Genomic DNA, 26852 nt, shown 5'->3' on the forward strand with positions numbered 1-26852 from the left:
AGCGTGCTCGCGAAGGCGCCAGGACTGACAACACGGATCTCCGATTGGTTGCCTGGGAACTTGTTATGCGTTGTCTGTTGTTCGTTTGTCTGCTGATCGGTTCGATCCCCTCATTTGCCCTGGATCGCTTTCAGGTTGAAGGCTATGCCTTGCCCAATGGCCTGCAATTGCTACTCAAACCGGGCACCGAGCACGGGCATGTGGCGATTCGTCTGGTGGTCGGCGTTGGCCTGGATGACTTCAATTGCGCAGACAAGGAGCTGCCGCACCTGCTCGAACACTTGCTGTTCAGCGGTATTGACGCCAGCGGTGAAGGCGGTCTGGAAGAACGCATGCAGGCCTTGGGCGGTGAGTGGAACGCGTACACCAGTAACGCCGACACGACGTTCGTCATCGAGGCCCCGGCGAAAAACCAGCGCAAGGTCCTCGATCTGCTGCTGGCACTGCTGACCCAGACCCGAATCGATGACAACGCAATCAACGCCGCCAAGCAAGTGGTCGAGCGCGAAGACGGCGGCCATTACTCACACCTGCAACGCTGGCTGGATCGCCAGGACCTGGGGCACACAGCGAGTAATCAACTGGCGGTGGAACTGGGCCTCAAATGCCCCGAACGGGCAGAAGTCGATCACCTGACCCGCGAGCAATTGGAGAAGGTGCGCAAGGACTGGTACGCACCCAACAACATGACGCTGATCGTGGTGGGTGATCTCGAGCGGTTGCTGCCGGCCTACCTGGAACGGGCCTATGGCGCACTGGTAGCGATCGACCCCACCGATCATTTGCCGCTACCGGAGATCAAGGCTAGTGCGGCTCACGAGCGAAATCTGATTCACGGCTTGGTCGGTGGCGGCGCCACGTTGCACTGGCTGGTGCCGGAACCAGTGCAGGAAGATCAACACGATGAAACGTTCGACTTGCTCAAAGACTATCTGGACTGGGCGCTGTATCGCCAGTTGCGTCTGGCTCACGGTTTGTCCTACGGCCCATGGGCGGAGCGAGAAATGTTCGGCGGTGTAGGCTTCATGAGCCTGAACGCCGACCTTGAGCGCGACGATGTGCCTGAGGCCGAACAAGTGTTGGACGAGTTAAAGGCCGAACTGCTCAAAAACGGCCTGAATGCCGACACGTTCAATCGCCTCAAACAGGCCGCCATCGCCCGCCAGGCGTGGGCCGTACAAGGCAACAGCGCGCTGGCCGATTACTATTGGAGCGCCCTCGGGGACTACGAGGACGGCCGCTTCAACGACCCCGCCAAAGAACTGCAAGGCGTGACGCTGGACGAGGCGAACAAGGCCGTGCGTGAGTTGCTCCTGCAACCGGGGTATCTGCGGATCGAAAGGCCGCTGATGAGCTATGACCAGTTGATGTGGGCGATCGCCGGGGCCCTTGGCCTGACGGTGCTCGGCTTCCTGGCTTGGCGAATTCATCGCCGAACAGCGCGAACCCCGTAGCAGCTGGCGTTCGGCTCCCTGTAGGAGCGAGCTTGCTCGCGAAAAACTCACGGGCGCCGCTGGGCATCTGAGTTTACGCATTATCGTTCACGACCTTCGCGAGCAGGCTCGCTCCTACAGGGAGCCGAACGCAAGCTGCGCCAGCTGCTACAAGGGTTCTGAACAGGATCGCGGCCCTCGCCACGCTGCCGCGCGGACGGTACGCTGTCGGGGATTTTTCCTATGACTATTGCGAATCGCCGAATGCCGACCCTGACCCTTTTCGTACAGCGCATCCTGGAACTGATGAAGCGCTATCCCGGGGTCATTGCGCTCGGTGGTTTTATCTCCGGGGTCGGCAGCTTCATTCTGGTGGACCGCCAACAGGGCCTGGCGACCTGGATCACTATCATCATGGTGCTCAGCTGGATCTGGCTGATGCTGGAAAACAGCCTCACCAAGCTGTTCGCCAAGACCTTCAAGCGCGAAATTCCCCAGCCGCTGTTGCGTTACGCCACACAAATGATCCATCAGGAAAGCCTGTTCTTCGTCCTGCCGTTTTTTTTCATCACCACCACCTGGAACAGCGGCCAGTTGCTTTTTACCGGGCTGCTGGGGATTGCGGCGCTGATTTCCATCACCGACCCGCTCTACTACAAATGGCTGGCGCCTCGGCGCTGGGCGTTCCTCGCGTTGCATACACTGACGCTGTTCGCGGCACTGCTGACCGCCCTGCCCGTCATCCTGCACCTGACCACCTCCCAGAGTTTCAAACTCGCCTTGGGCACGGCCGTCGTGCTGTCGTTCCCGAGCCTGGCGTCGATCTTCCCGATTCGCACCGTGCGCAACGCGCTGGCGATTCTAAGCATCACGGTGGGCATCGGTGGCGTTGGCTGGGTGCTGCGTTCGTGGGTGCCACCGGCGACGCTGTGGATGACTGACGTGGCGATCAGCACGCAAATGCAGGACCGTAGCCCCGGCGACAGCCTCGATGAAGTCAGTGCCGATCAGATCCGTGGCGGCGGTCTTTACGCCTACACCGCCATCAATGCCCCACGCGGTCTGGACGAGCGGATTTATCATGTGTGGCAGTTCAACGGTAAAGAAGTCGATCGCATCCCGCTGGACATCCATGGCGGGCGCAAGGAAGGCTACCGGGCCTGGACCCACAAGGAGAATTTCCCGGGTAATCCGGCCGGCGACTGGCAGGTCCGGGTGTTGACCGAAGATGATCAGGTGATCGGGGTTCTGCGTTTCAAGATCATCGACAATACACCGACCAAAGAAAAGTAATGCGGTTCGTGCTATTACGTAGTTCTGCCTGACAGCCGAATATGCACGGAGCTTATGACCAGCAGCACAGCGGCCGGCAATGCCCAACTGGACACCTCTCACTCCCCCGCGCAGTTGCGGGTAACGGGTGACTGGACGCTTGCCCATTACGCCGATCTCAAGCAGCTGAGCGAAAATCTTCACGGCCAATACGACGACAACACTCACATCGACCTCAATGGCCTCGGTGCGCTCGACACGGCCGGGGCATCGCTGCTGGTGGAATTGCTGGGCTCCGAGCGTTTGGGCCGATCCGCCGAACATCCCGATTGCACACTGTCCACTGCTGACCGCGCCTTGTTGCAGACGGTCTACCGGTCGCTGACTGACTTCTGCATACCGATCAAGCAACCGGAAATCAGTGTCGGCGTTCAACTGTTGACCCGTATCGGCCGCGCTGTCGACGCGGTCTGGCAGGACTCCCTTCAATTGCTCGGGTTCATCGGCCTGATTCTGGAAACCGTCGCCCGTGAAATGTTTCGCCCCAAACGCTGGCGTATCACGTCGATGGTGGCGCACATCGAACAGACCGGCCTCGACGCCGCGCCCATCGTAGCCCTGCTGACTTTTTTGGTGGGCGCCGTGGTGGCGTTTCTTGGCGCAACTGTGCTGGCGAGATTCGGCGCGAGTATTTTTACTGTGGACCTCGTTGGGTTCTCTTTCCTGCGCGAATTCGGTGTGTTGCTGACCGCGATCCTGATGGCTGGCCGCACCGCGAGTGCGTTCACCGCGCAGATCGGCTCGATGAAGGCCAACGAAGAAATCGACGCCATCCGCACCTTGGGTCTCGACCCGATAGAATTGCTGGTGGTGCCACGTGTGTTGGCCCTGCTGGTCTCGCTGCCGATGCTGACCTTTTTGGCGATGCTCTCGGGCATCGTTGGCGGCGGCGTGGTGTGCGCGGTATCGCTGGATATCTCGCCGGCGATGTTCCTGTCGCTGCTACAAAGCAACATCGGTGTTCAGCACTTTCTGGTGGGGATCATCAAAGCGCCAATCTTCGCGTTCCTGATCGCCGCTATCGGCTGCCTTGAAGGCTTCAAGGTCAGCGGCAGCGCCGAGTCTGTCGGCGCTCACACGACATCGAGTGTGGTGCAGTCGATTTTCGTGGTGATCGTGATCGACGCCGTAGCCGCGTTGTTTTTCATGGAGATGGGCTGGTGAGTCGTCTACCTCGAGCGCCCTGCGAGGCGGTAATCGAAGTCCGTGGCCTGTGTAATCGCTTCGGCAACCAGAGCGTGCACGAGAATCTCGACCTGGATTTGTACAAAGGCGAAATCCTCGCCGTGGTCGGCGGTTCCGGCAGCGGAAAATCGGTGCTGTTGCGCAGCATTGTCGGTTTGCGTCAGCCCAGCGAAGGTCTGGTGAAGGTCTTTGGTAAAAACCTGCCGACGCTCTCCGGGCACGAGCGCTCCATGGTCGAACGCCGCTTCGGTGTGCTGTTCCAGAAAGGTGCCCTGTTCTCTTCAATGACCGTGACCGAGAACGTTGCCCTGCCCCTGATCGAACACGCCGGCCTGAGCCGTGCCGACGCCGAGCACTTGGCGGCGGTGAAGCTGGCCTTGGCCGGGTTACCGTTATCGGCGGCCGACAAGTACCCCGCTTCGCTGTCTGGCGGCATGATCAAGCGCGCGGCGCTGGCGCGTGCGTTGGCACTGGATCCGGACATCCTGTTTCTCGACGAACCCACCGCCGGCCTTGACCCGATTGGTGCCGCAGCCTTCGATCAACTGATCCTGACCCTGCGCGATGCCTTGGGCCTGAGTGTGTTTCTGGTCACCCACGACCTCGATACGCTTTACACCATCACCGACCGGGTGGCGGTGCTGGCGCAGAAGAAAGTGCTGGTGGCGGACTCCATCGACAAAGTCTCGGAAACCAACGACGCGTGGATTCACCAATACTTCCATGGCCCTCGCGGCCGCGCGGCGCTGACGGCCGCTCAACAGTTGAACGAGGTCTGACATGGAAACCCGTGCCCATCATGTATTGATTGGCCTGTTCACCGTCATGGTGGTGGCAGGCGCCCTGCTCTTCGGCTTGTGGCTGGCCAAGTCCAGCGTCGATACCGAGTTCAAGGATTACGAAATCGTCTTCAACGAGGCGGTCAGTGGATTGTCCAAGGGCAGCGCCGTGCAGTACAGCGGGATCAAGGTCGGTGACGTGGTGACGTTGCGTCTGGACCCGAAAGACCCGCGTCGGGTACTGGCCCGGATTCGTCTGGGCGGCGACACCCCGATCAAGGAAGACACCCGGGCCAAACTGGCGCTGACCGGGATCACCGGGACTTCGATCATCCAGCTCAGCGGTGGTACTCCGCAAAGTCCGAAGTTAAGAGGCAAGGATGGAAATCTGCCGGAGATTGTCGCATCGCCCTCGCCCATCGCCCGATTGCTCAACGACAGCAACGACCTGATGGCCGGCGTGAACACGCTGATGCAAAACGCCAACCTGATGTTTTCCACAGAGAACGTCGAGCGCATCAGCAAAACCCTTGAGCACCTTGAGCAAACCACCGGGACCCTCGCCGATCAGCGTGGCGATATCCGCCAGGCGATGCAGCAACTGGCGTCGGTCGGCAAGCAAGCCGGCGCCATGCTGGAACAGACGTCGGCGCTGATGCGCAACGCCAATGGCTTGCTCAATGATCAGGGCAAGCAGGTGTTCGGCAGCGCCGAGCAGGCGATGAAGTCGCTGGAGCAGAGCAGCGCGACCATCAACAAGCTGCTCACGACCAATCAGGACTCTCTCAACAGCGGCATGCAAGGCCTCAATGGCCTGGCCCCGGCCGTGCGCGAACTGCGCGATACCCTGACATCGTTGCGCGCCATTTCCCAGCGCCTGGAAGCCAACCCCAGCGGTTACTTGCTGGGCAATGACAAGAACAAGGAGTTCACGCCATGAAGCTGACGTATCTCGCCTTGGCCTCGAGCATTGCACTGACGAGCGCCTGCTCGATTCTGCCCAAGGCCGAGCCGTCTGACGTTTATCGATTGCCGTCGGCACAGAGCAGCGCATCGGCCGGTCATGGCACCCCGCAACACTGGTCGCTGCGTCTGGCCAAGCCTCAGGCCAGCGAGGCGTTGAACAGTCCGAAAATCGCCGTGATCCCGCAAGGCAACCTGATCACCAGCTACAAAGCTTCACGCTGGAGCGACCCGGCGCCGGTGTTGCTGCGCAATCGACTGCTGGACGGATTCCAGCGCGATGGCCGGGTGCCGTTGCTGAGTACCGACGACAGCAATTTCCAGGCGGATTTGGAGCTGGGCGGCAGTCTGCTGGCCTTTCAGACCGAGTACCAAGGCACGGCGGCAAGTGTCGTTGTGCGACTGGATGCGTTGCTGGTGCGCGGTTATGACCAGCGAATCCTCGCCAGCCGCCGTTTTGAGGTGCACCAGCCGTTGAGTGATGTGCAGGTGCCATCGGTGGTGGCGGGGTTTGGTCTGGCGAGTGATCAGCTGACGGCGCAGGTAGTGAGTTGGGCGGTTGAGCAAGGGCAGAAAGTCGCGCCTCCACCAAGACCTTGAGTCCGACACAATCCCTTGTAGGAGCGAGCTTGCTCGCGATGGGGGATCAGTCGAAACCAATGTGACTGACACACCCTCGCGAGCAAGCTCGCTCCTACAAGGGGTTCTCGGTTAGCCGAAGAACCAGTAGCAAACGCCGATCGCACCAAGAACGCCGGCAAGCTCCGCCAACAATGCACACCCCACCGCATGCCGCGCCCGCTGGATCCCCACTGCGCCAAAGTAAACCGCCAACACATAGAAGGTCGTTTCAGTACTGCCCTGGATCGTCGCCGCCACCAACGCCGGGAAGCTGTCTACCCCCGACGTTTTCATGGTTTCAATCAACATCGCCCGAGCAGCGCTACCGGAAAACGGTTTGACCATCGCCGTCGGCAAAGCATCAACGAAGCGCGTGTCCAAACCGGCCCAGGCCACCAGATGCCGAATCCCCTCCAGACCAAAATCCAGCGCGCCAGACGCCCGTAACACACCCACTGCGCAGAGCATGGCCACCAGATAGGGCAGCAGGTTTTTCGCCACGTCGAAGCCTTCTTTCGCGCCTTCGATAAACGCTTCGTAGACTTTCACTTTGCGTAACGCGCCGATCACCAGAAACAGCATGATCAGGCTGAACATCGTCAGGTTACCGAGGATCGATGACAGCCCGGCCAGCGCGGCCGACGAGAGTGTCGCCAGTAGCGCTATGAAACCACCAAGGACAAGGGCACCGGGAATCAGATAGGCGAGCACCACTGGGTCCCACAGGCGCAGCCGTTGCATGAACGCCACGGACAACAGCCCGACCATTGTCGAGCAACTGGTGGCCAGCAGGATCGGCAGGAAAACCAGGGTTGGATCGGGTGCGCCTTGTTGGGCGCGGTACATGAAGATCGTCACTGGCAGCAGGGTCAGGGAGGAGGCGTTGAGTACCAGAAACAGGATCTGCGCGTTGCTCGCTACGGTCGCGCTGGGATTGAGCTCCTGCAACGCCTTCATGGCCTTGAGGCCGATGGGTGTGGCGGCGTTGTCCAGGCCGAGGGCATTGGCGGCCAAGTTCAGCGTGATCAGGCCGATGGCCGGGTGATCGGGCGGGACTTCCGGCATCAAGCGCAGGAACAGCGGTCCCAGCGCCTTGGCCAGCCAGTCGACGATCCCGGCCTTTTCGGCGATCCGCAGAAAGCCCAGCCAGAGGGTGAGGGTGCCGAAGAGCAGAACCATCACTTCGACTGACAACTTGGCCATGGCGAAGATGCTTTCCACCATCGCCGCAAAGATCCCGGCGTTACCGCCGATCAGCCACTGCGCCAGCGCCGATACGGCCGCCACGATGAAGAAGCCAAGCCATAGGCCATTAAGCATCAGTCAAATCCCCCGAAGAATGTGGCGAATGATAGCGGGGTAGCCAGAAACGACAAACCCCGGATTTCTCCGGGGTTTGGTTGGTACTGCTCAGTTAACCCATTTCCATGGGCTGGCCTCGATCTCCTGTAGGAGCGAGCTTGCTCGCGATGGTGGGTCAGCCACATTGATTTCGCCTGATACACCATCGCGAGCAAGCTCGCTCCTACAGGGGTTGTGTATCAGTTATTGGAAATCTCGCCAGCAGGCAGTTTTTCCTTGCTGCGCCAGTGCGGCAGGGAGTTCCAGTAGGCCTGGCCCTTGGCGTCGTCGTACATGCCTTCCCAACGGGAGACGACCAAAACAGCCAGGGCGTTACCAATGACGTTCAACGCGGTACGGGCCATGTCCATGACGCGGTCGACACCGGCGATGAACGCCAGGCCTTCCAATGGAATACCCACGCTGCCCAGAGTGGCCAGCAGCACCACGAAGGACACGCCCGGTACGCCGGCGATGCCTTTGGAGGTGACCATCAGGGTCAGTACCAGCAGCAATTGCTGGCTGATGGACAAGTCGATGCCGTAGAGCTGGGCGATGAAGATGGCCGCGATGCTTTGGTACAGCGTCGAACCGTCGAGGTTGAACGAGTAGCCGGTCGGCACCACGAAGCTGCAAATGGCTTTCGGTGCACCGTAGGCTTCCATCTTCTCGATGACGCGTGGCAGCACGGTCTCGGAGCTGGCGGTGGAGTAGGCCAGCACCAGCTCATCCTTGAAGATGCGCATCAGCTTGATGACCGAGAAGCCGAACAGGCGAGCGATCAGGCCCAGAACCACGAAGGCAAAGAAAGCGATGGCGAAGTAAACCAGGATCACCAGTTTGGCCAGCGGGAGGAGGGAGGCAAAACCGAAGTTGGCGACTGTCACCGCGATCAGTGCGAACACGCCGATCGGGGCGTAGTTCATGATCATGTGGGTGACTTTGAACATGCTTTCCGACACGCCCTGGAACATCTTCACCAACGGCTCGCGCAGGTCCGCTTGCAGGCTCGACAGACCGAGGCCGAACAATACGGAGAAGAAGATGATCGGCAGCATCTCGCCACGGGCCATGGCCGCGAAGATGTTAGACGGGATCAGGTTGAGGATGGTTTCGACGAACGCGTGTTCATGCTGAACTTCAGCGGCCGTGGCCTGGTACTTGGAAATATCCACCGTACCCAGGGTGCTCATGTCGATGCCAGTGCCCGGATGTAACACGTTAGCCAGCACCAGACCGACCACGATGGCGATGGTAGTGACAATCTCGAAGTAAAGGATTGTCTTCAAGCCGATGCGACCGAGTTTTTTCGCGTCGCCGACACCAGCGATTCCGACGACCAGGGAGGAGATGACGATCGGGATCACGATCATCTTGATCAGACGGATAAAGATATCGCCTGCTGGTTGCAGGACGTTGCTGACCCACCAGGCCTTTTCGGCGCTGAAATGGTTGAGCAGCGCACCAATTGCAATCCCCAATACCAGACCGATGAGGATCTGCCAGGCGAGGCTAAGCTTTGCCTTCTTCATATCTTTACCCTTACTTGCGTTTGACTCAGGCAGATGCAAGAACTGGAACGCTTGTGGCGAAAAAGTCTTGTGCACCTGCCCCCGTATAAGGTGCCCCGGAACGCGTGATTTCGGCTCTCTGGCAGGCGAAAAAAGGCGCAACTATTCCGATGCAAGGAGGCAACGTCTAATGCCGTAAACGCCTACCCTATGCCGAATCGGCATGAGCTTTTTTTACTGAAACTCCCGTCCCAACCGGTTCGAATACGACAAATCGGCGGTCATAAGTGCCGTGTACTGGCCATTACAGAGCAGATTGAGCGCTTTTTGATCAGGTTGGAGCGGGGTGTTTTTCAGGAAAATCTCACGCGACATGGAGAAAATAGGCGGCAAAACGTCGACGATTTTTCTCGATGTACGGTCGCCGCCACACACCGAGAAAAGGTATTTCTCAAGGAAATCAACTGAGATTGAAAGGTGAAGAAGCGAAACCGAGTGGTCCGCTCTATTTCAGAGCATTGCGCGTATAAGCTCTTCGCAAGTCCGTCGAGCCATGAAGGATCGGCGAACTTGCGTCGCAGCTTTCCTGACCCGGCCCTTGCGCAGGCACTCCCTGTACCCGTAGGTCACTCCGCCCCTGAAACAGGCAGAACGTCCCGACCCCTTGGTCATGCGTCTACCGTCCTCGGGTAGCGCACTGGAAAGAAGCAATGCTGCCTCTTTCGTATGACGAATTCAGTACCAGTGTGGACGTTGTTCCCTCAACAGGCCCTGCATGGGCCGCTATTGCCTTGGCACTACCGCCCGGAAGCGGGCGGCTGCCAGTGACTTTAACCAAATGCTCATATTCAGCCTCGACCGCGTCGGCCAAAGAAGAAAGAAGCGATAAACATCACCAGGAATACGATAAAGAGAATCTTGGCGATACCCGTGGCGGTGCCCGCGATACCACCGAAGCCTAGAACGGCAGCGACGATGGCAATGATCAAGAATGTGATTGCCCAACTCAACATGGTGATTCTCCTTTCGCTTCTATTTAAAGGTATTGCTTGTGGTGCTTTTCCGGGCGCAGCGAACGCGCCAAGTTTTTTTAGAACACCCAACGTTCCTGACGAGGCATCTCATTCACAGGCTGGGCCTGGTCGACGTCCATCATTCGCATCGGGGGGCTGTCAGCGTGATTGGCGCTGGCGGCGCTAAAATGGGTTTGAGTCGGGTGCTGAATTGACACTCGCACCGCGTCTTGCTGTTGGCTCTGCTCCCAGCGTTGAAATTGCTGGCCGCCGATCAAGGTGATCAGTAGCGCTAGAACAGCAAACACACCTTGCTGGATAGGCAGTGGCGAGATACGCATCTGGGCGGCACGTTGGCGACTCATCCTGAAGCTCCTCCCACACGGGGGTGATCTGGTTTAGGGCGTTTGTTGATGCCCTGGTTACCCAGACCGTTGCAGCCTGCATGCCAGTTAGTTATTGGAGAAAAACCGTTACAAATCAAATATATAAATGGTCATCTAAAATCGTTTCGGACGCATCCTGCACGATGCTCCTTCTAAAGTCGTGCGTAATGCACGATAGATTCGTAGGAACTTTGAATATTTTTGAATTGAGAGAAGGACGTAGATGTCACACAGGGACGTAGGCAATTGCCTGGAAACTGGCTTGGCGATGAAAAGCCAACAAAATCAGGTCATTAGCCGGAAGGTAAAGAGATAGTTACCTGTGATGACTGGAATCGACCAGAATCAACCATGCAACTTGCCCGATTTTTCCGGGACTAACCCAAGATTATTCTTAAAGGAGCGTAGGAAGATGGAATCTGCCACTGAGCATCAAGGCCGCATTCTGCTGGTGGATGATGAATCCGCCATTCTGCGTACCTTCCGCTATTGCCTCGAAGACGAAGGCTACAGCGTCGCTACCGCCAGCAGCGCGGCGCAGGCTGATGCATTGTTGCAGCGCCAGGTTTTCGACCTGTGTTTTCTCGATTTGCGTCTAGGCGAAGACAATGGACTCGATGTTCTGGCACAGATGCGCATTCAGGCACCCTGGATGCGGGTGGTGATCGTCACCGCTCATTCGGCCGTGGATACCGCCGTCGATGCGATTCAGGCAGGTGCCGCCGACTACCTGGTCAAGCCTTGCAGCCCCGATCAATTGCGCCTCGCCACCGCCAAGCAATTGGAAGTGAGGCAGCTGTCGGCGCGACTGGAAGCGCTGGAAGGCGAAGTACGCAAACCCAAGGATGGTCTGGATTCCCACAGCCCGGCGATGAAAGTCGTACTCGAAACCGCGCGCCAGGTCGCCGGTACGGATGCCAACATTTTGATTCTCGGCGAGTCCGGCACGGGTAAAGGTGAGCTGTCCCAGGCCATTCACGGCTGGAGCAAGCGCGCGAAAAAATCCTGCGTCACCATCAACTGCCCGTCCCTGAGCACCGAACTCACGGAAAGCGAGCTCTTCGGCCACAGTCGTGGCGCCTTTACAGGGGCCAGCGAAAGCACCCTTGGGCGTGTCAATCAGGCCGACGGCGGAACCCTGTTTCTTGACGAAATCGGCGATTTTCCGCTGGCGTTACAGCCCAAGTTGCTCCGTTTCATCCAGGACAAAGAATATGAGCGTGTTGGCGATCCGGTGACCCGCCGAGCCGATGTGCGAATCCTCGCCGCCACCAACCTCAACCTGGAAGACATGGTGCGCGACGGCCGTTTCCGTGAAGACCTGCTCTATCGCCTTAATGTCATCACCTTGCACCTGCCGCCGCTGCGGGAGCGCCGGGAAGATATTTTGAACCTGGCTGACCGTTTCCTCGCCCGTTTCGTCAAGGAATACGCGCGCCCGGCACGGGGTTTCAGTGATGAAGCACGTGAAGCGCTGCTCGGTTATCGCTGGCCGGGGAACATTCGCGAGCTGCGCAACGTGGTGGAGCGGGCGAGTATTATTTGTCCACAGGAGCGGGTCGAGATCAACCACCTCGGCATGGCCGAAACCCCGATCAACAACGCGCCACGTATCGGCGCGGCGCTAAGCCTGGATGAACTGGAGAAAGCCCACATCGGCGCAGTCCTCGCCACCGCCGAAACCCTGGACCAGGCGGCCAAGACCCTGGGGATCGACGCTTCTACGTTGTATCGCAAACGCAAGCAGTACAACTTGTGAGCCCGCCTCGATGAAACTGGCGATGAAGTTGCGTACCCGGCTTTTTCTGAGTATTTCCGCACTGATCACCGTCGCGTTGCTCGGGCTCTTGCTTGGGCTGGTCAGCGTGATGCAGATGGCCGGGAGCCAGGAAGCACTGCTGCGCAATAACTTTGTCACGCTGGACCTGGGGCTCAAGCTGCGTCAAACGTTGGGTGATCAGTTAATCCTGCTGCTCAACGAAAAGCCCGACGCCGCGGCTTTTGAAGCGTCCAAACAACATTATCTCCAGCTGCTCGATGAAGGCATCGCCCATGAACAGAGGACTGAAGATAACCAGTATGGGTTCATACAGGCCAAGGATGATTACCTGAGTTTCTTGCAGGCGTTGGATCTCTCGCCGGATTCGACCCATGTGCTCAGTGGCAATAAAGAACTGACAGAGAGATTCAACGCACTGCGCAGCGGGCTGATTATCGAGCACAAGCGAACGCTGGATAACATCAACGAAACGCAACGCCAGTCGCAAGATCGAGCGCTGCTGATTGCAGGGTTGATCGGGTTAGTCGGGTTGGCGGTACTGATTATCGGTTTTGTCACCGCCCACGCCATTGCTCGGCGGTTTGGCGCACCGATCGAGGCCTTGGCGCAGGCCGCGGACAACATTGGTAAAGGCAATTTTGAAGTGACCTTACCGATTTCCTCAGCGGTGGAGATGAACCAGTTAACCAAGCGTTTTGGCATCATGGCCGAGGCGCTACGCCAACATCAGGCCACTAATATTGATGAGCTGCTGGCCGGCCAGCAGCGTTTGCAGGCCGTACTCGACAGCATCGACGATGGTTTGTTGATGATCGACCGCGAGGGCCATCTGGAGCACCTCAACCCGGTGGCCCAGCGTCAGTTAGGCTGGGAAACTGATCGTCTGGGCCAGGGGTTGGGCGCCGCACTTGAGCGGCCCGAGCTCGATGAACAATTGCGACTGGTGCTGCGAGGCGCAACCCTTGAGCGCGCACCGGAGGACCTGAGTGTCGAGGTCGATGGTGAGTCGCGTTTGTTGACCTACAGCCTGACGCCGGTCAGCCATACGCAGGGTCACATTCTTGGCGCCGTGATGGTCTTGCATGACGTCACTGAACAACGGGCATTCGAACGGGTACGCAGCGAATTCGTGCTGCGCGCCTCCCATGAATTGCGAACGCCGGTCACCGGTATGCACATGGCGTTCGGCCTGTTCCGCGAGCGCACGCACTTTGCCGCGGATTCGCGTGAAGCCGACCTGCTGGACACCGTGAATGAGGAAATGCAGCGCTTGATGCAGTTGATCAACGACTTGCTGAATTTCTCGCGCTATCAGAACGGGCTGCAGAAACTCTCGCTGGCGCCATGTTCCATCGAGGAATTGCTGGAACAGGCCCGGTTGCGTTTTGCCGACCCTGCGGCGCAGAAGGGCATCGATCTGTTGATTGAAGTGCAGGGGCCATTACCCTGGTTGCAGGCTGATAAAGCCCAATTGGACAGGGTGCTGGATAACTTGATTGATAACGCGTTGCGCCATACTGCCCCCGAAGGGCATATACGCTTGCAGGCCCGGCGCCACGGGGAACGGGTAATCATCAGCGTCGAGGACAACGGCGAAGGTATTGCCTATGGCCAGCAGGGCCGGATCTTCGAGCCCTTTGTTCAGGTCGGTCGCAAGAAGGGCGGCGCCGGACTTGGCCTGGCATTGTGCAAGGAAATCGTGCAGTTGCACGGCGGGCGGATGGGTGTTTATTCGCGACCGGGGCAGGGCACTCAGTTCTATATGGCGCTGGCGGTATAAAACGTTTTCATGCCTCGTCATCCAGTCGTCGCCCAGCCAACCGGCGACCACGGGTAATCAGTTCAATGAATTGCACCGCGCTCAGCGCGTGGGCGAACAACCAACCCTGACCGTACTTCACGCCTTCGCTGCTGAGAAACTCCGCCTGGGACTCAAGTTCGATGCCCTCTGCAATCACCTTGAGTTGCAGGGCGTGAGCCATATGAATGATGTGCGGGGCGACACCGCTGCTCGCGGCGTCATGGCCTAGAGCGTCGATAAAGGCCTTGTCGATTTTCAAACAATCCACCGGCAGGGTTTGCAAGTAGGCGAGGCTGCAATAGCCGGTGCCGAAGTCATCGATCAGCACCTGATGCCCGACATCGCGCAAGGCTTGCAGGTTTTCCCGGGCGACCACCACATCAATCAATCCCCGCTCGGTGACCTCAAAGGCAATTTGCTTGGCTGCGACCCTGTGCAAGGTCAACAGGCGCGCCATCACCTGACCGATGCGCGGCACCATGACGTCGCAAGCGGCCAGGTTGACCGAGATGTACAGCTGCGGATTGGCTCTGAGCAGGTGCCCGAGCTGCTCAAGCAGACGCTGTAAGACAAAATCGGTCATCTGGCGGATTTGACCGGTGTTCTCCGCCATCGGAATGAACAGATCCGGGCTGGTAAGCGTGCCGTCCGGCCTTCGCCAGCGTAGCAAGGCTTCTGCCCCGACACAGTTGCGACTGTCGAGATCGAAGATCGGTTGATACAACACCTGCAACTCGCCTCGTCGTATCGCGCCAGTGAGCTCGGCGTCCAGTGACTGACGCTGACGCACCAGCAAAAAGACGAGAAAACCCACACACACGCCCAACGCCAGGCTGGCTGGCAGCAACCACCACCAAACTGCGGGTATGTGCATGACGGTGCGCGGGCTGATCAGCACCAGTTGATATTCCGGATTGTTAGTCGGCATGCGGTAGATCAAGCGCGTTTGCGTGACTTGCAGCGCATCAACGCTTTTCGGGGGCCAGGGCTCGGTCGGTGGCCAGACTTGCGAAGAGCCGAGGATTGGAATCGCTCGTGCGCCGTGATCGAGTACCAGAAGCAGGCTGCTTCCCGGTGACAAGTCGACCATGTCGGTCAAATGCCCGCGAGAGGTTGCGACACGGAAATTGCCGCGCCCGAGCATCAACGCGGCCCGGTTTTCATCGGGCTCGGTCGTGGTGTTCAACCAGTAGCTGTAGGTGGGGCCTTTGATGTCCGGCTGTCGTGTCAACGAAAGCCCTTCCTGACGGGGGCGGTTGGAACAGATCCGTGAGGCGTCCATATAAGCCGCCTCGTAAACAAAGCGGTAATTGAAACTGACCTGTTGCAATATCGCGATCATTTCGTCGTCGCAGCCCCTTAGCGGTTGCGCTTCCAGATCGTCGAGACTTTCGCGCAGTTGCCCGAAAAGCTGTTCCAGGCGAGCGAGAAAGCGCTCTCCTTGGGCGTTCATTTCCTCACTCTCGTTTTGCTCGACCTGGTGCATTGCCACGAAAAGGCTGCCGGCCATCAGCAGCGTTGCGCTTAACACAGCAGCCAGCATCGCCAAAAACCAGGGGCGATAGAACCACCTACGCAACGTCTCTCGTGCAGCAGTCATATGGAATATCCGAAGGATTACCAATGAGTTATAGCTGCTGATTGAGAAATAGCCTTGACCGTCGGGCGGGCGTCATTATTTTGTCTGATTTAATACCTGAAGGATCGCCGCGCTTTGCGCGTCAGGGGTGCCGTCGAAGCGTGAAGGCCGGAAATGCATCTGAAAAGCGGCAATCACATGACGTGTCGCTACATCCAGTTCACCGGTTTGCGGCGTGGTGTACCCCAAATGCGCCAATTGTGACTGGAACCAGCTGATGCTTGGCAGTTGAGCCTCGAACTGTGCTTGTTGGCGCGCTACAACTTGCTCGTCCGGCCAGATCCCCAAGCCTTCGGCCGCCAGACGTTTCCAGGGGAACAGCGGGCCGGGGTCTAGCTTGCGCAGCGGCGCGATGTCGCTATGGCCGATGATGTTGATCGGGCTGATGGCATAACGTTTGGTGATGTCCTTGAGCAGAACGATCAAGGACTGGACCTGGGCTTCGCTGTAGGGATACCACAGGCGCCCGGTCGGCGTTTCTTTGAAGCCCGGATTGACAATTTCGATGCCGATGGAGCTGGAGTTCAACCAGGTCCGGCCTTGCCATTCGCTTTCGCCGGCGTGCCAGGCCCGGAGGTTTTCATCGACCAGCTTGTAGATAGTTGCGTTCTTGTCGTCGCCGATGAGGTAATGGCTGCTGACGTCGCCATGGGTCAGCAGTTGCAGTGAACGCTCCATTGACGCATTGGTGTAATGCATGACCACGAACTGGATACGACTGTCGTGATTGACGGAAGGATGACTGGTGTCGAAGCGGGGGCCGCTGGCGCAACCGGCGAGCAGAATCAGCGACACGATGAAGGCAAGGAATTTCATGGCAATGGCAATACACACAAGACAGTAATGCAACAGTGTAACGTACTGCCTTGCTTGCGGAGGGCAAAGGTGATGTTTTACACAAAATGGAACATTTGACCGTTAGCCCAATTCCACCCGGTTACGGCCAGCATTTTTCGCACGGTATAACGCCTGATCGGCTCTTTTAAGCACCAGATCGCTATGTTCGCCGGGCTTGAATGCGGTCAGGCCCATGGAAATAGTGATGGTGACGGGCTCTCCCTTGAAATGGAAAGGGCACGCCTCGATCGCCGCCCGCAGGTTCTCCAGAAGTTTCGCGCCGGCCGCCGGGGCCGTTCCGGGCATCAGCAGGACAAACTCTTCGCCACCAAACCGAGCAATGAAATCTGTCCCGCGCAAGCGCTTGCGCAGCACACTGGCGATAATTTTCAGCACTTTGTCACCCGCCAGGTGACCGTAGTTATCGTTGATGCGTTTGAAGTGATCGAGGTCGAGCATGGCCAGCAACAGAGTACTGCCGTGTTTCTGCCACTCGCTGATTTCGTGTTCCAGCCGTTCGCTCCAGGCCGCCCGGTTGGGTAGGCCGGTCAGCGGGTCGATCAAGGCTTTCTGGCGCTGCTCTTCGAGGTGCTCGCGATAGATCAGGGCTTCCTGCTCCATGTGAGCCACCCGCTCGGCCAGACTGTGCAGGCGAGTGGCGACTTCGTGCTCGCGCTCGTCCCGTTGTTTCTGGTAATGGTCCATCGTGCCGAGCAGGCCTTCGAGATGGTTTTCCAGGACATGCTTGAGATCGTCCAGATCCGCCGCATCCTGCATGCTGTTCTGTAAACCATCGACCTGCTCGCGAATTTGCGTATCCATCTCGCGCGCGGCAGAACGGTTATCGGCGTATCCGTCGCTGGCGGCTTGCAGATTGCTTTGGAAGGATTCGAGGCGTTCGTTGAGCTGTTGCAGATAGGCTTCGAACTCGTGCTGGCCGCTGTCATTGATTGCCAACATCAAGGTTGCAAGATCGTCGAGGATCGGCAGTAATTCGTACCAGTTAAGCCCGTTCTGCAGGCGATTGCGCATTGACTCGGCTTGCGGACGATGACGCTCGGGCAGCGTCAGGTCGTCGAGTAGCCCCAATAGGGTGTCTTCGATGTGCTTTGCCACCGAGCTGTAGGACGGCTCGGGCGAGTCCGGAAGGGCGTAAAGCGTATCGGCCTCGGGGTGTTCCGGATCGACGGCGACCCATGGTCCGGACATGGCGGTGGGCAAAGGCAGGCTGTCGAGAGCAGTCGTCGGACTCAGTTCATCCGGGTTGTTGGCGAGTGGAGGTTGTGGCGCTGGTTCTATGACAGTGGGAACCGGCTCTTCTGGCTTTTCTATGTCTGCCTGGGGCGGCGTTTCGGAATCGTGAGTGCGGGCCTGCTCTGGCTTAAGTACTTGCGGGACAAATGCCACGACTGCCGGGGACGGCGTCGTTGCGGGGGGGATCTCGTTTGTCGGTGGCTCTGACTCGGCAACGTGGGCGGTGGGCCGCATGGGTAGCGGCTTATCAAGGGCGGGCGCGAGGTCGAGCGTTGCCAGCGATGGCGTTGTAGTAGGCGTGGACGCGGCTTCGACAGGTTGTGCAGTGGACGACTCCACCGCGAGGGTGGCGACCGGTGGAGCCGCGTTATCGGCGTCATGGTGACCGAACAGCCGTTGCAGGAAACCTGGGCGGCCGGGTTCTACCGGATGCTCTAGCTGGCTCAGTGCCTTGCCTTGCAGGCCGCTCAGCTCGCTGAGCAGCAACGGCATCTCGCGCGCCTGGCTAACCCGTGCGTCCAGGGTTTTGGCGAAATTCTTGAGTGGTCGGCTCACTTCCCGGGGCAGCGGCAAGGTTTGCAGCTGGGCGACCAGCGCAGTCAGTGCGGCGCTGGTCTGGTTGACCCGGGTTTCCCGACGCTGTTCCGAGTCGAGCACGGCTTTTTCCAGCCGCGGAATCAGGGCCGCCAGGCCGGCGTCCATTTCATCGGTGCGCACGACCTCGCGCATTTCCTTCATGCATTGGTCAACGGCGCGGTCGGTGCCTTCCGCCGCCAGCGTACTGCGTACCAACCCTCGGCGCAGCAGGTCGAGCCGGGCATCCCATCGACGCTCGAGCTTTTCCTGTTGTTCGATGCTTTTAAGGTACTTCTCTTTCCAGCGCTGTGTTTCGTCGCTCATTCATGGGATCCGCGAGGGGCAGGACTCAACGCGGGCAATGCATCAGCCGTGAGCGAACCCGGCAGACGAATCTCTACCGCGACCGGCAGGTGATCGGAAATGGGCTGGGCCAGTACTTCGACCTTTTCAAGGGTCAGGGTCGGACTCAGCAGAATATGGTCCAGGCAGCGCTGCGGGCGCCAGCTGGGGAAGGTCGCTTCCAGTTGCGGTGCCAACAGGCCGAGGTCACGCAACGGGGAGTTTTGCAGCAGGTCACCGGCATGGGTGTTCATGTCGCCCATCAGTACCTGGTGTTTGTAACCGCCAATCAGGTCGCGGATATAGGCCAGTTGCAAACTGCGGGCGCGAGCGCCCAGCGCCAGATGCATCATGACCACCACCAGCGCCTCGGGCCCTTCGCCAAAGCGTACCAGGATCGCCCCACGCCCCTTGGGCCCTGGCAGCGGGTGGTCTTCAATTGCCCATGGACGGAGGCGGCTGAGCACGCCATTGCTGTGCTGGCCGAGGCGACCGAGATTGCGATTGAGTTGTTGATACCAGTAGGGGAAGGCACCGAGCTGGGCCAGGTGTTCGACTTGATTGACGTAACCTGATCGCAGGCTGCCGCCATCGGCTTCTTGAAGGGCGACCAGATCGAAGTCGCCCAACAGATTGCCGATCTTTTGCAGATTCTCGGCGCGCCCGGTGTGCGGCAGCAAGTGCTGCCAGCCTCGGGTCAGGTAGTGCCGATACCGCTCGGTACTGATGCCCACCTGGATATTGAAACTGAGCAAACGCAAACGACTGTCTGCGGGCAAGCCCGATGACTTCAGGTGAAGTTCGTTGACCTGCGGGTCATGCAAGCCAACGACACGTTCAGTTCCCCAGCGGCGCATGGCAGTTGCTGCGCTTAGTTGGCGGCGGCCTTGTTAGCCGCTCGCTCTTTGTCGACCAGTTTATCGGCCAGTTGCAGTGCTTGCTCGGCACCGCCAGCGGAGCCCACGTCGAAGCGATACTTACCGTTGACGATCATGGTTGGAACGCCGGAGATTTCATATTTCTTGGCCAGTTCGCGGGCCTGAACGATCTTGCCCTTGATGGCGAAGGAGTCGAAGGTGGCCAGGAACTTGTCTTTGTCTACGCCCTGGGTTGCCAGGAAGTCAGCCATTTCATTCTTGTCGACCAGTTTCTTGTGTTCTTTCTGGATGGCATTGAACACCGCCGCGTGAACCTTGTGCTCAACGCCCATGGCTTCCAGGGTCAGGAACATTTGACCGTGAGCGTCCCAAGGGCCGCCGAACATGGCTGGAATACGGACGAAGTTCACGTCGGAAGGCAGTTTCTCAACCCACGGATTGATCACCGGCTCGAACGCGTAGCAGTGCGGGCAGCCGTACCAGAACAGCTCCACGACTTCGATCTTGCCCGGCACGGCGACCGGAACCGGATTGCTCAGTTCGACGTAGTGTGCGGCGGGTGCCTCAGCGGCTTGGGCAGTCATGCCGAACAGGCTGGCAGCGACCAGTGCGGCGCTGATGATCAGATTACGCATGCTTTACTCCTGGACAATTTTGGTCGCCTCGCGCGACCTGTTTTCAGACAGGTCATGGCGGGCTTGAGTTCTGTAGTGTAACGGCAGCGGCCACAAAAAAGGGCGGCCTAAGCCACCCTTTTTATACTTGCCGCGACGGATTAATAGAGCGTTAACGTTGCAGGAGATGTGCACCTCTGGCAACGCTCGATCCGTGCAGGCCTTAGTGCAGGCCTTGAATATAGCTGGAGACGGCTGCGATATCTTCGTCGCTCAGCCTTTTGGAGATGGTCTGCATGGGTTTGGTATCGCCATCGTTGTTGCGGCCGCCTTCTTCCTTGCGGAATTCGGTCAGTTGCTTGGCGACGTACTGAGCGTGCTGCCCACCCAGGTGCGGGAAGCCGGCAGCCGCGTTGCCTGCGCCATTTGGCGAGTGGCATCCGGTGCAGGCAGGCAGGCCCTTGGCCAGATCGCCACCGCGGAACAAGGCCTCACCGCGAGCCACGACTTTCGGGTCGGCGGCGCCAACACTACCTTTCTGGCTGGAGAAGTAAGCGGCGATATCGGCCAGGTCCTGATCGCTCAGGTTGGTCAGCAGGCCAGTCATTTCCAGTACCGTGCGTTTGCCGGACTTGATGTCGTGCAGCTGCTTGTTCAGATAACGCTCGCCCTGACCTGCCAGTTTCGGAAAGTTAGGCGCCATGCTGTTGCCATCCGGGCCATGACAGGCGCCACATACTGCGGCTTTCGCCTGACCAGCAGTCGCATCACCTGCAGCATGGGCAATGCCGGAGATCCCCACGGTCAACAGCAGACTCACGATCAATTTGTTCATCAGCTAATCCAACTACGGCTAAGGGTTAAAGAGTTATGGACCGGAATCACTCGCTCATCCAGTGGATGATTGCCTGGTAATCCTCGGCACTGCAGTCCATGCACAAACCACGCGGCGGCATCGCCTTGAAACCCTGGGTCACGTGTTGCACCAGCGTCTCCATACCTTTCGCCAACCTCGGCGTCCAAGCTTCCTGATCGCCCTTTTGAGGCGCCATGGGTAGTTGGCCGGAATGACAGGCACCACAAACACGGTTGTACACAGCTTCCGGATCCTGTGTAGCCTGAGCGCTGTAAAGCGGCATCAAGACACCGGCAGCTAGCAGCCATTTCGTCATAAAACGACCTTTTCAGGGTTGAGAGCGTGCTGCGTTCTAGTGCGCAATCAAGGTCTATCGCTCTCGTGAACTTCATCCTACGCTGGGACAAAGCGCACACAAAATCTGCGGCATTATATACTGGCGTCACTGAAACGGAAACGACACCGCTTGCCGCGTCCATTCCCGGCGCCGCCCACATCGGAAATCTCATGCAACTCAAGAATCCCATCCTCGGTCTGTGCCAACAGTCCACCTTCATGCTCAGCGCCGCCAAAGTCGACCAATGTCCCGACGATGAAGGCTTTGAAGTGGCCTTCGCCGGGCGTTCCAACGCCGGCAAGTCCAGTGCGCTGAACACCCTGACGCACGCCAGCCTGGCGCGAACCTCGAAAACGCCGGGGCGCACGCAGTTGTTGAACTTCTTCAAGCTAGACGATGATCGTCGTCTGGTCGACCTTCCGGGGTACGGTTACGCAAAAGTACCTATCCCGTTGAAGCTGCACTGGCAGCGTCACCTGGAAGCCTACCTGGGCGGACGCGAGAGTTTGAAAGGTCTGATTTTGATGATGGATATCCGTCATCCAATGACCGACTTCGACCTGTTGATGCTGGATTGGGCTGTCGCCAGCGGCATGCCGATGCACATTCTGCTGACCAAAGCAGACAAGCTGACCTACGGCGCGGCGAAAAACGTCCTGCTCAAGGTTCAGTCGGACATTCGTAAGGGCTGGGGCGATGCCATTAGCATCCAGCTGTTCTCGGCGCCAAAACGACTGGGCCTGGAAGACGCCTATACTGTGTTAGCGGGCTGGATGGAGCTGGCGGACAAGGGGACTGAGGTGGCTCAGCCTGACGCTTGATGGTTAAAAGCCGGGCAAAAAAAACCCCGGACTTCTTATGGGGAGGAGGAAGTTCCGGGGTTCAAGTTCTAGACCGCTAGGGCGAGGTCCAGATATCTGCCAACACTTAACACAACATTAGGAGCATCGAAGGGCTTCACCACCCATTCAGTAAATCTGAGTGGTGGTGCGCAAGATTAGTTCAGATTTTTTTCTAATGCCTTTGGAATAGCCCTAATCGCCTTCCGAACTAAGCGCCCTTCGCTGGCTCTGCCACGGCAAATTCGTGCTGTAGGAGCGAGCTTGTTCCGGGCGGCGTTCCGACGATGGACGTTAACGATTACGCGGGCCGCCTTGTTGAACGCGGCGCCTTTTCGTTCTTCGCGAGCAAGCTCGCTCCTACAAAGGCGGCTCAGTGAGCCTCGTCCCAGTTATTTCCTACACCAACTTCCACCAGAAGCGGTACATCCAGCGTTACGGCATCGCTCATGTGCACGCGAACTTCGTCTCGAACCTGGTCGACTAAATCTTCACGCACCTCAAGCACCAATTCATCGTGCACTTGCAGGATGACTTTGGCGTCCAGCCCCGAGGTTGTCAGCCAACTATCCACTGCCACCATGGCTTTCTTGATGATGTCCGCTGCAGTTCCTTGCATCGGGGCATTGATTGCGGTGCGTTCGGCTCCTTTGCGCAAGGCCGGGTTTTTTGCGTTGATTTCCGGTAGATACAGGCGACGACCGAAGATGGTTTCGACGAACCCTTGCTCGGCGGCCTGGGCACGAGTGCGCTCCATGTAGGCCAGAACGCCTGGGTATCGGGCGAAATAACGGTCGATATAGGCCTGGGATTGCTTGCGATCAACGCCGATCTGCTTGGCCAGGCCAAACGCGCTCATGCCATAGATCAAACCGAAGTTGATTGCCTTGGCGCTGCGTCGCTGGTCGGTGCTGACATCCGCCAGTTCCACTCCGAAGACTTCGGCGGCAGTGGCCTTGTGCACGTCCAGATCATTACGGAAGGCGTGCAGCAAGCCTTCGTCCTTGGCCAGGTGAGCCATGATTCGCAATTCAATCTGCGAGTAGTCCGCGGCCAGCAGTTTGTAACCTTTTGGCGCAACGAACGCCTGACGAATCCGACGACCTTCGGCGGTACGGATAGGAATGTTCTGCAGGTTCGGATCGCTGGACGACAACCGCCCGGTCGCCGCAACGGCCTGATGATAAGACGTGTGGATTCGCCCGGTGCGCGGGTTGATCTGCTCCGGCAGGCGATCGGTATAGGTACTTTTCAACTTGCTCATCGAACGGTACTGCATCAGCACCTTGGGCAGCGGGAAATCCTGTTCGGCCAGTTCTGCCAGTACCGCTTCGGCGGTTGAAGCCTGGCCCTTGGCAGTTTTGCTGAGGATCGGCAGGCCGAGTTTTTCGTAGAGAATCACACCCAGTTGCTTCGGCGAGCCCAGGTTGAACTCTTCCCCGGCGATGGCAAAGGCCTCACGTTCAAGGGCGACCATTTTTTCGCCCAGTTCAACGCTCTGGATGCCCAGCAGGTTGGCGTCGACCAGTGCGCCCTGGCGTTCGATCCGCGCCAGCACCGGCACCAGCGGCATTTCGATTTCGCTCAACACCTTGCTCAGGCTCGGAATGGCATTGAGTTTTTCTTGCAGGGTTTGATGCAGGCGTAGCGTCACATCAGCGTCTTCGGCGGCGTATGGCCCGGCCAGCTCCAGAGAAATCTGGTCAAACGTCAGCTGCTTGGCGCCTTTGCCCGCAATATCCTGGAAGCTGGTCGTGGTGTGGTTCAGGTATTTGAGCGCCAGGCTGTCCATGTCGTGGCGGGTCGCGGTGGAGTCCAGCACGTAGGATTCGAGCATGGTGTCGAAAGCGATGCCTTGCACCGTGATCCCACACTGTTGATCGCCACCGATGGCGCAGTTGGCCAGGATATTCATGTCGAACTTGGCGTGCTGGCCGACCTTGAGTTTGTTCGGGTCTTCCAGAATCGGTTTCAGTGCCCGCAGCACAGTGTCGCGATCCAGTTGATCCGGCACGCCCATGTAGGAATGAGTCAGCGGAATGTAGGCCGCTTCGTTGGCTTGCACAGCAAAAGACAGGCCCACCAGTTGAGCCTGCTGCGCATCGATGCCAGTGGTTTCGGTGTCGAAGGCAATCAGCTTGGCGTCGTTGAGTTTCTTCAGCCAGAGATCAAAATCGGCCTGGGTGAGGATTGTGGTGTACTTGAGTTCGGTGTCGGCGACGGCTTCTTCTAGCACCGGTGCGGTGACTTCCTGGCCCGATCGCTTGGCGTCACGTTGGTTCTCATCGAACCAGCTCTTGAATTCGAGCAAGGTGTAAAGCTCGGCGAGTTTATCGTGATCCGGCTTACCCATTTGCAGGTCGTCGAGACCGATGTCCAGCGGCACGTCGATCTTGATGGTCGCCAGCTGATAAGAGAGGAAAGCCATTTCCTTGTGCTCTTCGAGCTTGGCCGGCAGGGTCTTGGCGCCGCGGATCGGCAGGGTCGGAACGATATCGAGCTGCGCGTAGAGCTCGGTCAGCCCGCCGTTTACGCCCACCAACAGGCCGGAAGCAGTCTTCGGACCGATACCCGGGACACCCGGGATGTTGTCGGAAGAATCGCCCATGAGTGCCAGATAATCGATTATCTGCTCGGGAGCGACGCCGAATTTCTCCTTCACGCCCTCCACGTCCATGCTGCTACCGGTCATGGTGTTGACCAAGGTAATGTGGCCGTCGACCAGCTGCGCCATGTCCTTGTCGCCGGTAGAAATGATGACCGGACGATCAGCGGCGGCGCTACTGCGGGCGAGCGTGCCGATCACGTCATCGGCTTCGACGCCTTCGACACACAGCAACGGGAAGCCCAGAGCGACTACGCTTTGGTGCAGTGGCTCGATCTGCACGCGCATGTCGTCAGGCATGCTCGGACGGTTGGCCTTGTATTCGGCGTACATGTCATCGCGAAAAGTCCCACCCTTGGCGTCGAACACCACGGCGAACGGACTGTCCGGATACTGCTTGCGCAGACTCTTGAGCATGTTCAGCACGCCTTTGACTGCGCCGGTCGGCAGACCTTTGGACGTGGTCAGTGGCGGCAGGGCGTGAAAGGCGCGGTACAGATAAGAAGAACCGTCCACCAGGACGAGGGGGGCTTGGCTCATGAGCAGGATCAACCTTTTCGGCGGGTCCGGCGCTAGAATAGCGGGACCGTTGACGACAAAGGGACAAGGTTATCATGTGCACACTAAATCGCCTGTTGCTGGCTGGCTTGTTTGCAATCACCCCATTGGCCGTCATGGCGGCAGACAATGCGCCAACCCCGGAGCCGGAAGTTAAGATCTACACGGAAGGCGACAAGCTCATTCAGGAGTACCGTCAAAACGGTTTCCTGTACGCGATCAAGGTCACGCCCAAGGTTGGACCTCCGTATTTTCTGGTGCGCGCGGACGGGACCGATGCAAACTACATCCGCTCGGATCAACCGGATATGCTGATTCCGGCGTGGAAAATTTTTGAGTGGAAGTAGCTTCTTAATTTCAATCGGCGCTTGCTGACAGGTCGGCGCCCGTACTGGCAGTTTAAACATGTCTGTGTTCACCCCCCTGGCTCGGCCCGAGCTGGAAACCTTTCTCGCCCCTTACGGACTCGGCCGCCTGCTCGATTTCCAGGGAATTGCCGCCGGTAGTGAAAACACCAATTTCTTTATCAGCATGGAGCAGGGCGAATTTGTCCTGACCCTGGTCGAGCGCGGACCGGTTCAGGAGATGCCGTTCTTCATCGAGTTGCTCGACGTCCTGCATGAGGCCGACCTTCCAGTGCCGTATGCGCTGCGCACCACTGATGGAATCGCCCTGCGCGAACTGGCAGGCAAGCCGGCGCTGTTGCAGCCGCGCCTGGCGGGCAAACACATCAAGGAAACCAACGCACAGCATTGCGCTCAGGTGGGCGAATTGCTCGGCCATCTGCATCTGGCGACCCAGGCCAACATGATCAAGCGCAAGACGGATCGCGGGCTGGACTGGATGCTGGAAGAGGGCACGCAGTTCCTGTCGCACCTGAATGCCGAGCAGAGCGATTTACTGCAGCGGGCGCTGGACGAAATCACACAGCAGAAAACGAAAATTCTGGCATTGCCGCGTGCCAACATCCACGCGGACCTATTCCGCGACAATGCGATGTTCGAAGGTACCCACCTGACCGGGCTGATCGATTTCTACAACGCTTGCTCGGGGCCGATGCTGTACGACGTAGCGATTGCCTTGAATGACTGGTGCTCGGACGAGGACGGGGTAATCGACGGCGCGCGGGCGCGGGCATTGCTCGGGGCCTATGCCGCTCTGCGACCGTTCACGGCTGCCGAAGCCGAGTTGTGGCCCACCCTGCTGCGGGTGGCGTGCGTGCGGTTCTGGCTGTCGCGCTTGATTGCGGCGGAATCTTTCGCCGGTCAGGACGTGTTGATTCACGATCCGATGGAGTTTCAACAGCGCTTGGCGCAACGACAGAAGATCAGCACGCCGTTGCCTTTCGCCCTTTAAAAGCTCCGCGAGCAGG

23 protein-coding genes are annotated in these 26852 nt (G+C 58.6%); 11 read left to right on the forward strand and 12 right to left on the reverse strand.

The features are described 5' to 3' along the window. The first annotated feature begins 65 nt into the window (after positions 1 to 65). From AC1MDT_RS22195 to AC1MDT_RS22220, 6 genes are all read left to right on the forward strand, one after another. The gene (locus AC1MDT_RS22195) at positions 66 to 1454 is read left to right on the forward strand and encodes a M16 family metallopeptidase (protein WP_480418956.1); all 1389 of its coding nucleotides are present in this window, start codon (positions 66 to 68) and stop codon (positions 1452 to 1454) included. 243 nt (positions 1455 to 1697) lie between these two features. Next, positions 1698 to 2726, forward strand: a complete 1029-nt coding sequence (locus AC1MDT_RS22200) for a DUF5924 family protein (RefSeq protein WP_480422849.1) — start codon at positions 1698 to 1700, stop codon at positions 2724 to 2726. Between the two features lie 54 nt (positions 2727 to 2780). Then, complete coding sequence (locus tag AC1MDT_RS22205) at positions 2781 to 3929, forward strand: ABC transporter permease (RefSeq protein WP_480418957.1); 1149 nt, start codon at positions 2781 to 2783, stop codon at positions 3927 to 3929. After that, complete coding sequence (locus AC1MDT_RS22210; protein WP_480418958.1) at positions 3926 to 4729, forward strand: ABC transporter ATP-binding protein; 804 nt, start codon at positions 3926 to 3928, stop codon at positions 4727 to 4729. The genes AC1MDT_RS22205 and AC1MDT_RS22210 overlap by 4 nt, the downstream gene beginning before the upstream one ends. Position 4730: 1 nt before the next feature. Beyond that, positions 4731 to 5669 carry an MlaD family protein gene (locus tag AC1MDT_RS22215; protein ID WP_480418959.1) on the forward strand — a complete coding sequence of 313 codons (939 nt, stop codon included), beginning with the start codon at positions 4731 to 4733 and terminating at the stop codon, positions 5667 to 5669. Continuing rightward, the gene (locus AC1MDT_RS22220) at positions 5666 to 6292 is read left to right on the forward strand and encodes an ABC-type transport auxiliary lipoprotein family protein (protein ID WP_480418960.1); all 627 of its coding nucleotides are present in this window, start codon (positions 5666 to 5668) and stop codon (positions 6290 to 6292) included. Before AC1MDT_RS22215 ends, AC1MDT_RS22220 begins: the two co-directional genes overlap by 4 nt. Positions 6293 to 6403: 111 nt before the next feature. Here AC1MDT_RS22220 and AC1MDT_RS22225 read toward each other — a convergent pair whose 3' ends face one another. The 4 genes from AC1MDT_RS22225 to AC1MDT_RS22240 form a co-directional block, all read right to left on the reverse strand. Further along, positions 6404 to 7633 carry a nucleoside recognition domain-containing protein gene (locus AC1MDT_RS22225; protein ID WP_480418961.1) on the reverse strand — a complete coding sequence of 410 codons (1230 nt, stop codon included), beginning with the start codon at positions 7631 to 7633 and terminating at the stop codon, positions 6404 to 6406. 221 nt (positions 7634 to 7854) lie between these two features. After that, positions 7855 to 9186: a glutamate/aspartate:proton symporter GltP gene (gene gltP, locus AC1MDT_RS22230; RefSeq protein WP_480418962.1), complete on the reverse strand. Its 1332-nt coding sequence runs from the start codon at positions 9184 to 9186 to the stop codon at positions 7855 to 7857. 827 nt (positions 9187 to 10013) lie between these two features. Continuing rightward, the gene (locus AC1MDT_RS22235) at positions 10014 to 10178 is read right to left on the reverse strand and encodes a DUF1328 domain-containing protein (protein ID WP_414909778.1); all 165 of its coding nucleotides are present in this window, start codon (positions 10176 to 10178) and stop codon (positions 10014 to 10016) included. A gap of 77 nt (positions 10179 to 10255) precedes the next feature. Beyond that, positions 10256 to 10543, reverse strand: coding sequence for a hypothetical protein (locus AC1MDT_RS22240; protein ID WP_480418963.1), 288 nt, complete (start codon positions 10541 to 10543; stop codon positions 10256 to 10258). A gap of 433 nt (positions 10544 to 10976) precedes the next feature. On the opposite strand from AC1MDT_RS22240, the gene algB reads away from it, so the two are divergent. Both algB and AC1MDT_RS22250 read left to right on the forward strand, forming a co-directional pair. Continuing rightward, a complete protein-coding gene (algB, locus tag AC1MDT_RS22245; protein WP_480418964.1) occupies positions 10977 to 12323 on the forward strand; it encodes a sigma-54-dependent response regulator transcription factor AlgB in 1347 nt (448 codons plus the stop codon). Positions 12324 to 12333: 10 nt separating this feature from the next. Next, complete coding sequence (locus AC1MDT_RS22250; RefSeq protein ID WP_480418965.1) at positions 12334 to 14124, forward strand: ATP-binding protein; 1791 nt, start codon at positions 12334 to 12336, stop codon at positions 14122 to 14124. 7 nt (positions 14125 to 14131) lie between these two features. Here AC1MDT_RS22250 and AC1MDT_RS22255 read toward each other — a convergent pair whose 3' ends face one another. From AC1MDT_RS22255 to AC1MDT_RS22285, 7 genes are all read right to left on the reverse strand, one after another. After that, positions 14132 to 15745, reverse strand: a complete 1614-nt coding sequence (locus AC1MDT_RS22255) for an EAL domain-containing protein (RefSeq protein WP_480418966.1) — start codon at positions 15743 to 15745, stop codon at positions 14132 to 14134. A gap of 75 nt (positions 15746 to 15820) precedes the next feature. After that, positions 15821 to 16600, reverse strand: coding sequence for an N-acetylmuramoyl-L-alanine amidase (locus AC1MDT_RS22260; protein ID WP_480418967.1), 780 nt, complete (start codon positions 16598 to 16600; stop codon positions 15821 to 15823). Between the two features lie 102 nt (positions 16601 to 16702). After that, complete coding sequence (locus tag AC1MDT_RS22265) at positions 16703 to 18775, reverse strand: GGDEF domain-containing protein (RefSeq protein WP_480418968.1); 2073 nt, start codon at positions 18773 to 18775, stop codon at positions 16703 to 16705. Next, a complete protein-coding gene (locus AC1MDT_RS22270) occupies positions 18772 to 19650 on the reverse strand; it encodes an endonuclease/exonuclease/phosphatase family protein (RefSeq protein WP_480418969.1) in 879 nt (292 codons plus the stop codon). The genes AC1MDT_RS22265 and AC1MDT_RS22270 overlap by 4 nt, the downstream gene beginning before the upstream one ends. A gap of 14 nt (positions 19651 to 19664) precedes the next feature. Then, the gene (gene dsbA, locus AC1MDT_RS22275; protein WP_480418970.1) at positions 19665 to 20306 is read right to left on the reverse strand and encodes a thiol:disulfide interchange protein DsbA; all 642 of its coding nucleotides are present in this window, start codon (positions 20304 to 20306) and stop codon (positions 19665 to 19667) included. A 202-nt stretch (positions 20307 to 20508) separates the two neighbouring features. After that, positions 20509 to 21120, reverse strand: coding sequence for a c-type cytochrome (locus tag AC1MDT_RS22280; protein ID WP_414909769.1), 612 nt, complete (start codon positions 21118 to 21120; stop codon positions 20509 to 20511). Positions 21121 to 21166: 46 nt separating this feature from the next. Continuing rightward, complete coding sequence (locus tag AC1MDT_RS22285; protein ID WP_054048012.1) at positions 21167 to 21457, reverse strand: c-type cytochrome; 291 nt, start codon at positions 21455 to 21457, stop codon at positions 21167 to 21169. A 191-nt stretch (positions 21458 to 21648) separates the two neighbouring features. Here AC1MDT_RS22285 and yihA point away from each other — a divergent pair, with 191 nt between their 5' ends. Continuing rightward, a complete protein-coding gene (yihA, locus tag AC1MDT_RS22290; protein ID WP_480418971.1) occupies positions 21649 to 22299 on the forward strand; it encodes a ribosome biogenesis GTP-binding protein YihA/YsxC in 651 nt (216 codons plus the stop codon). 391 nt (positions 22300 to 22690) lie between these two features. Here yihA and polA read toward each other — a convergent pair whose 3' ends face one another. After that, positions 22691 to 25462 carry a DNA polymerase I gene (gene polA, locus AC1MDT_RS22295; protein ID WP_480418972.1) on the reverse strand — a complete coding sequence of 924 codons (2772 nt, stop codon included), beginning with the start codon at positions 25460 to 25462 and terminating at the stop codon, positions 22691 to 22693. Positions 25463 to 25536: 74 nt separating this feature from the next. On the opposite strand from polA, the gene AC1MDT_RS22300 reads away from it, so the two are divergent. Continuing rightward, on the forward strand, positions 25537 to 25827 hold the full coding sequence (locus AC1MDT_RS22300) for a DUF2782 domain-containing protein (RefSeq protein WP_480418973.1): 291 nt from the start codon (positions 25537 to 25539) through the stop codon (positions 25825 to 25827). A 58-nt stretch (positions 25828 to 25885) separates the two neighbouring features. Then, positions 25886 to 26836 carry a homoserine kinase gene (locus AC1MDT_RS22305; RefSeq protein ID WP_480418974.1) on the forward strand — a complete coding sequence of 317 codons (951 nt, stop codon included), beginning with the start codon at positions 25886 to 25888 and terminating at the stop codon, positions 26834 to 26836. Positions 26837 to 26852: the final 16 nt, after the last annotated feature.

The organism is Pseudomonas sp. ASL7, from assembly GCF_056680375.1.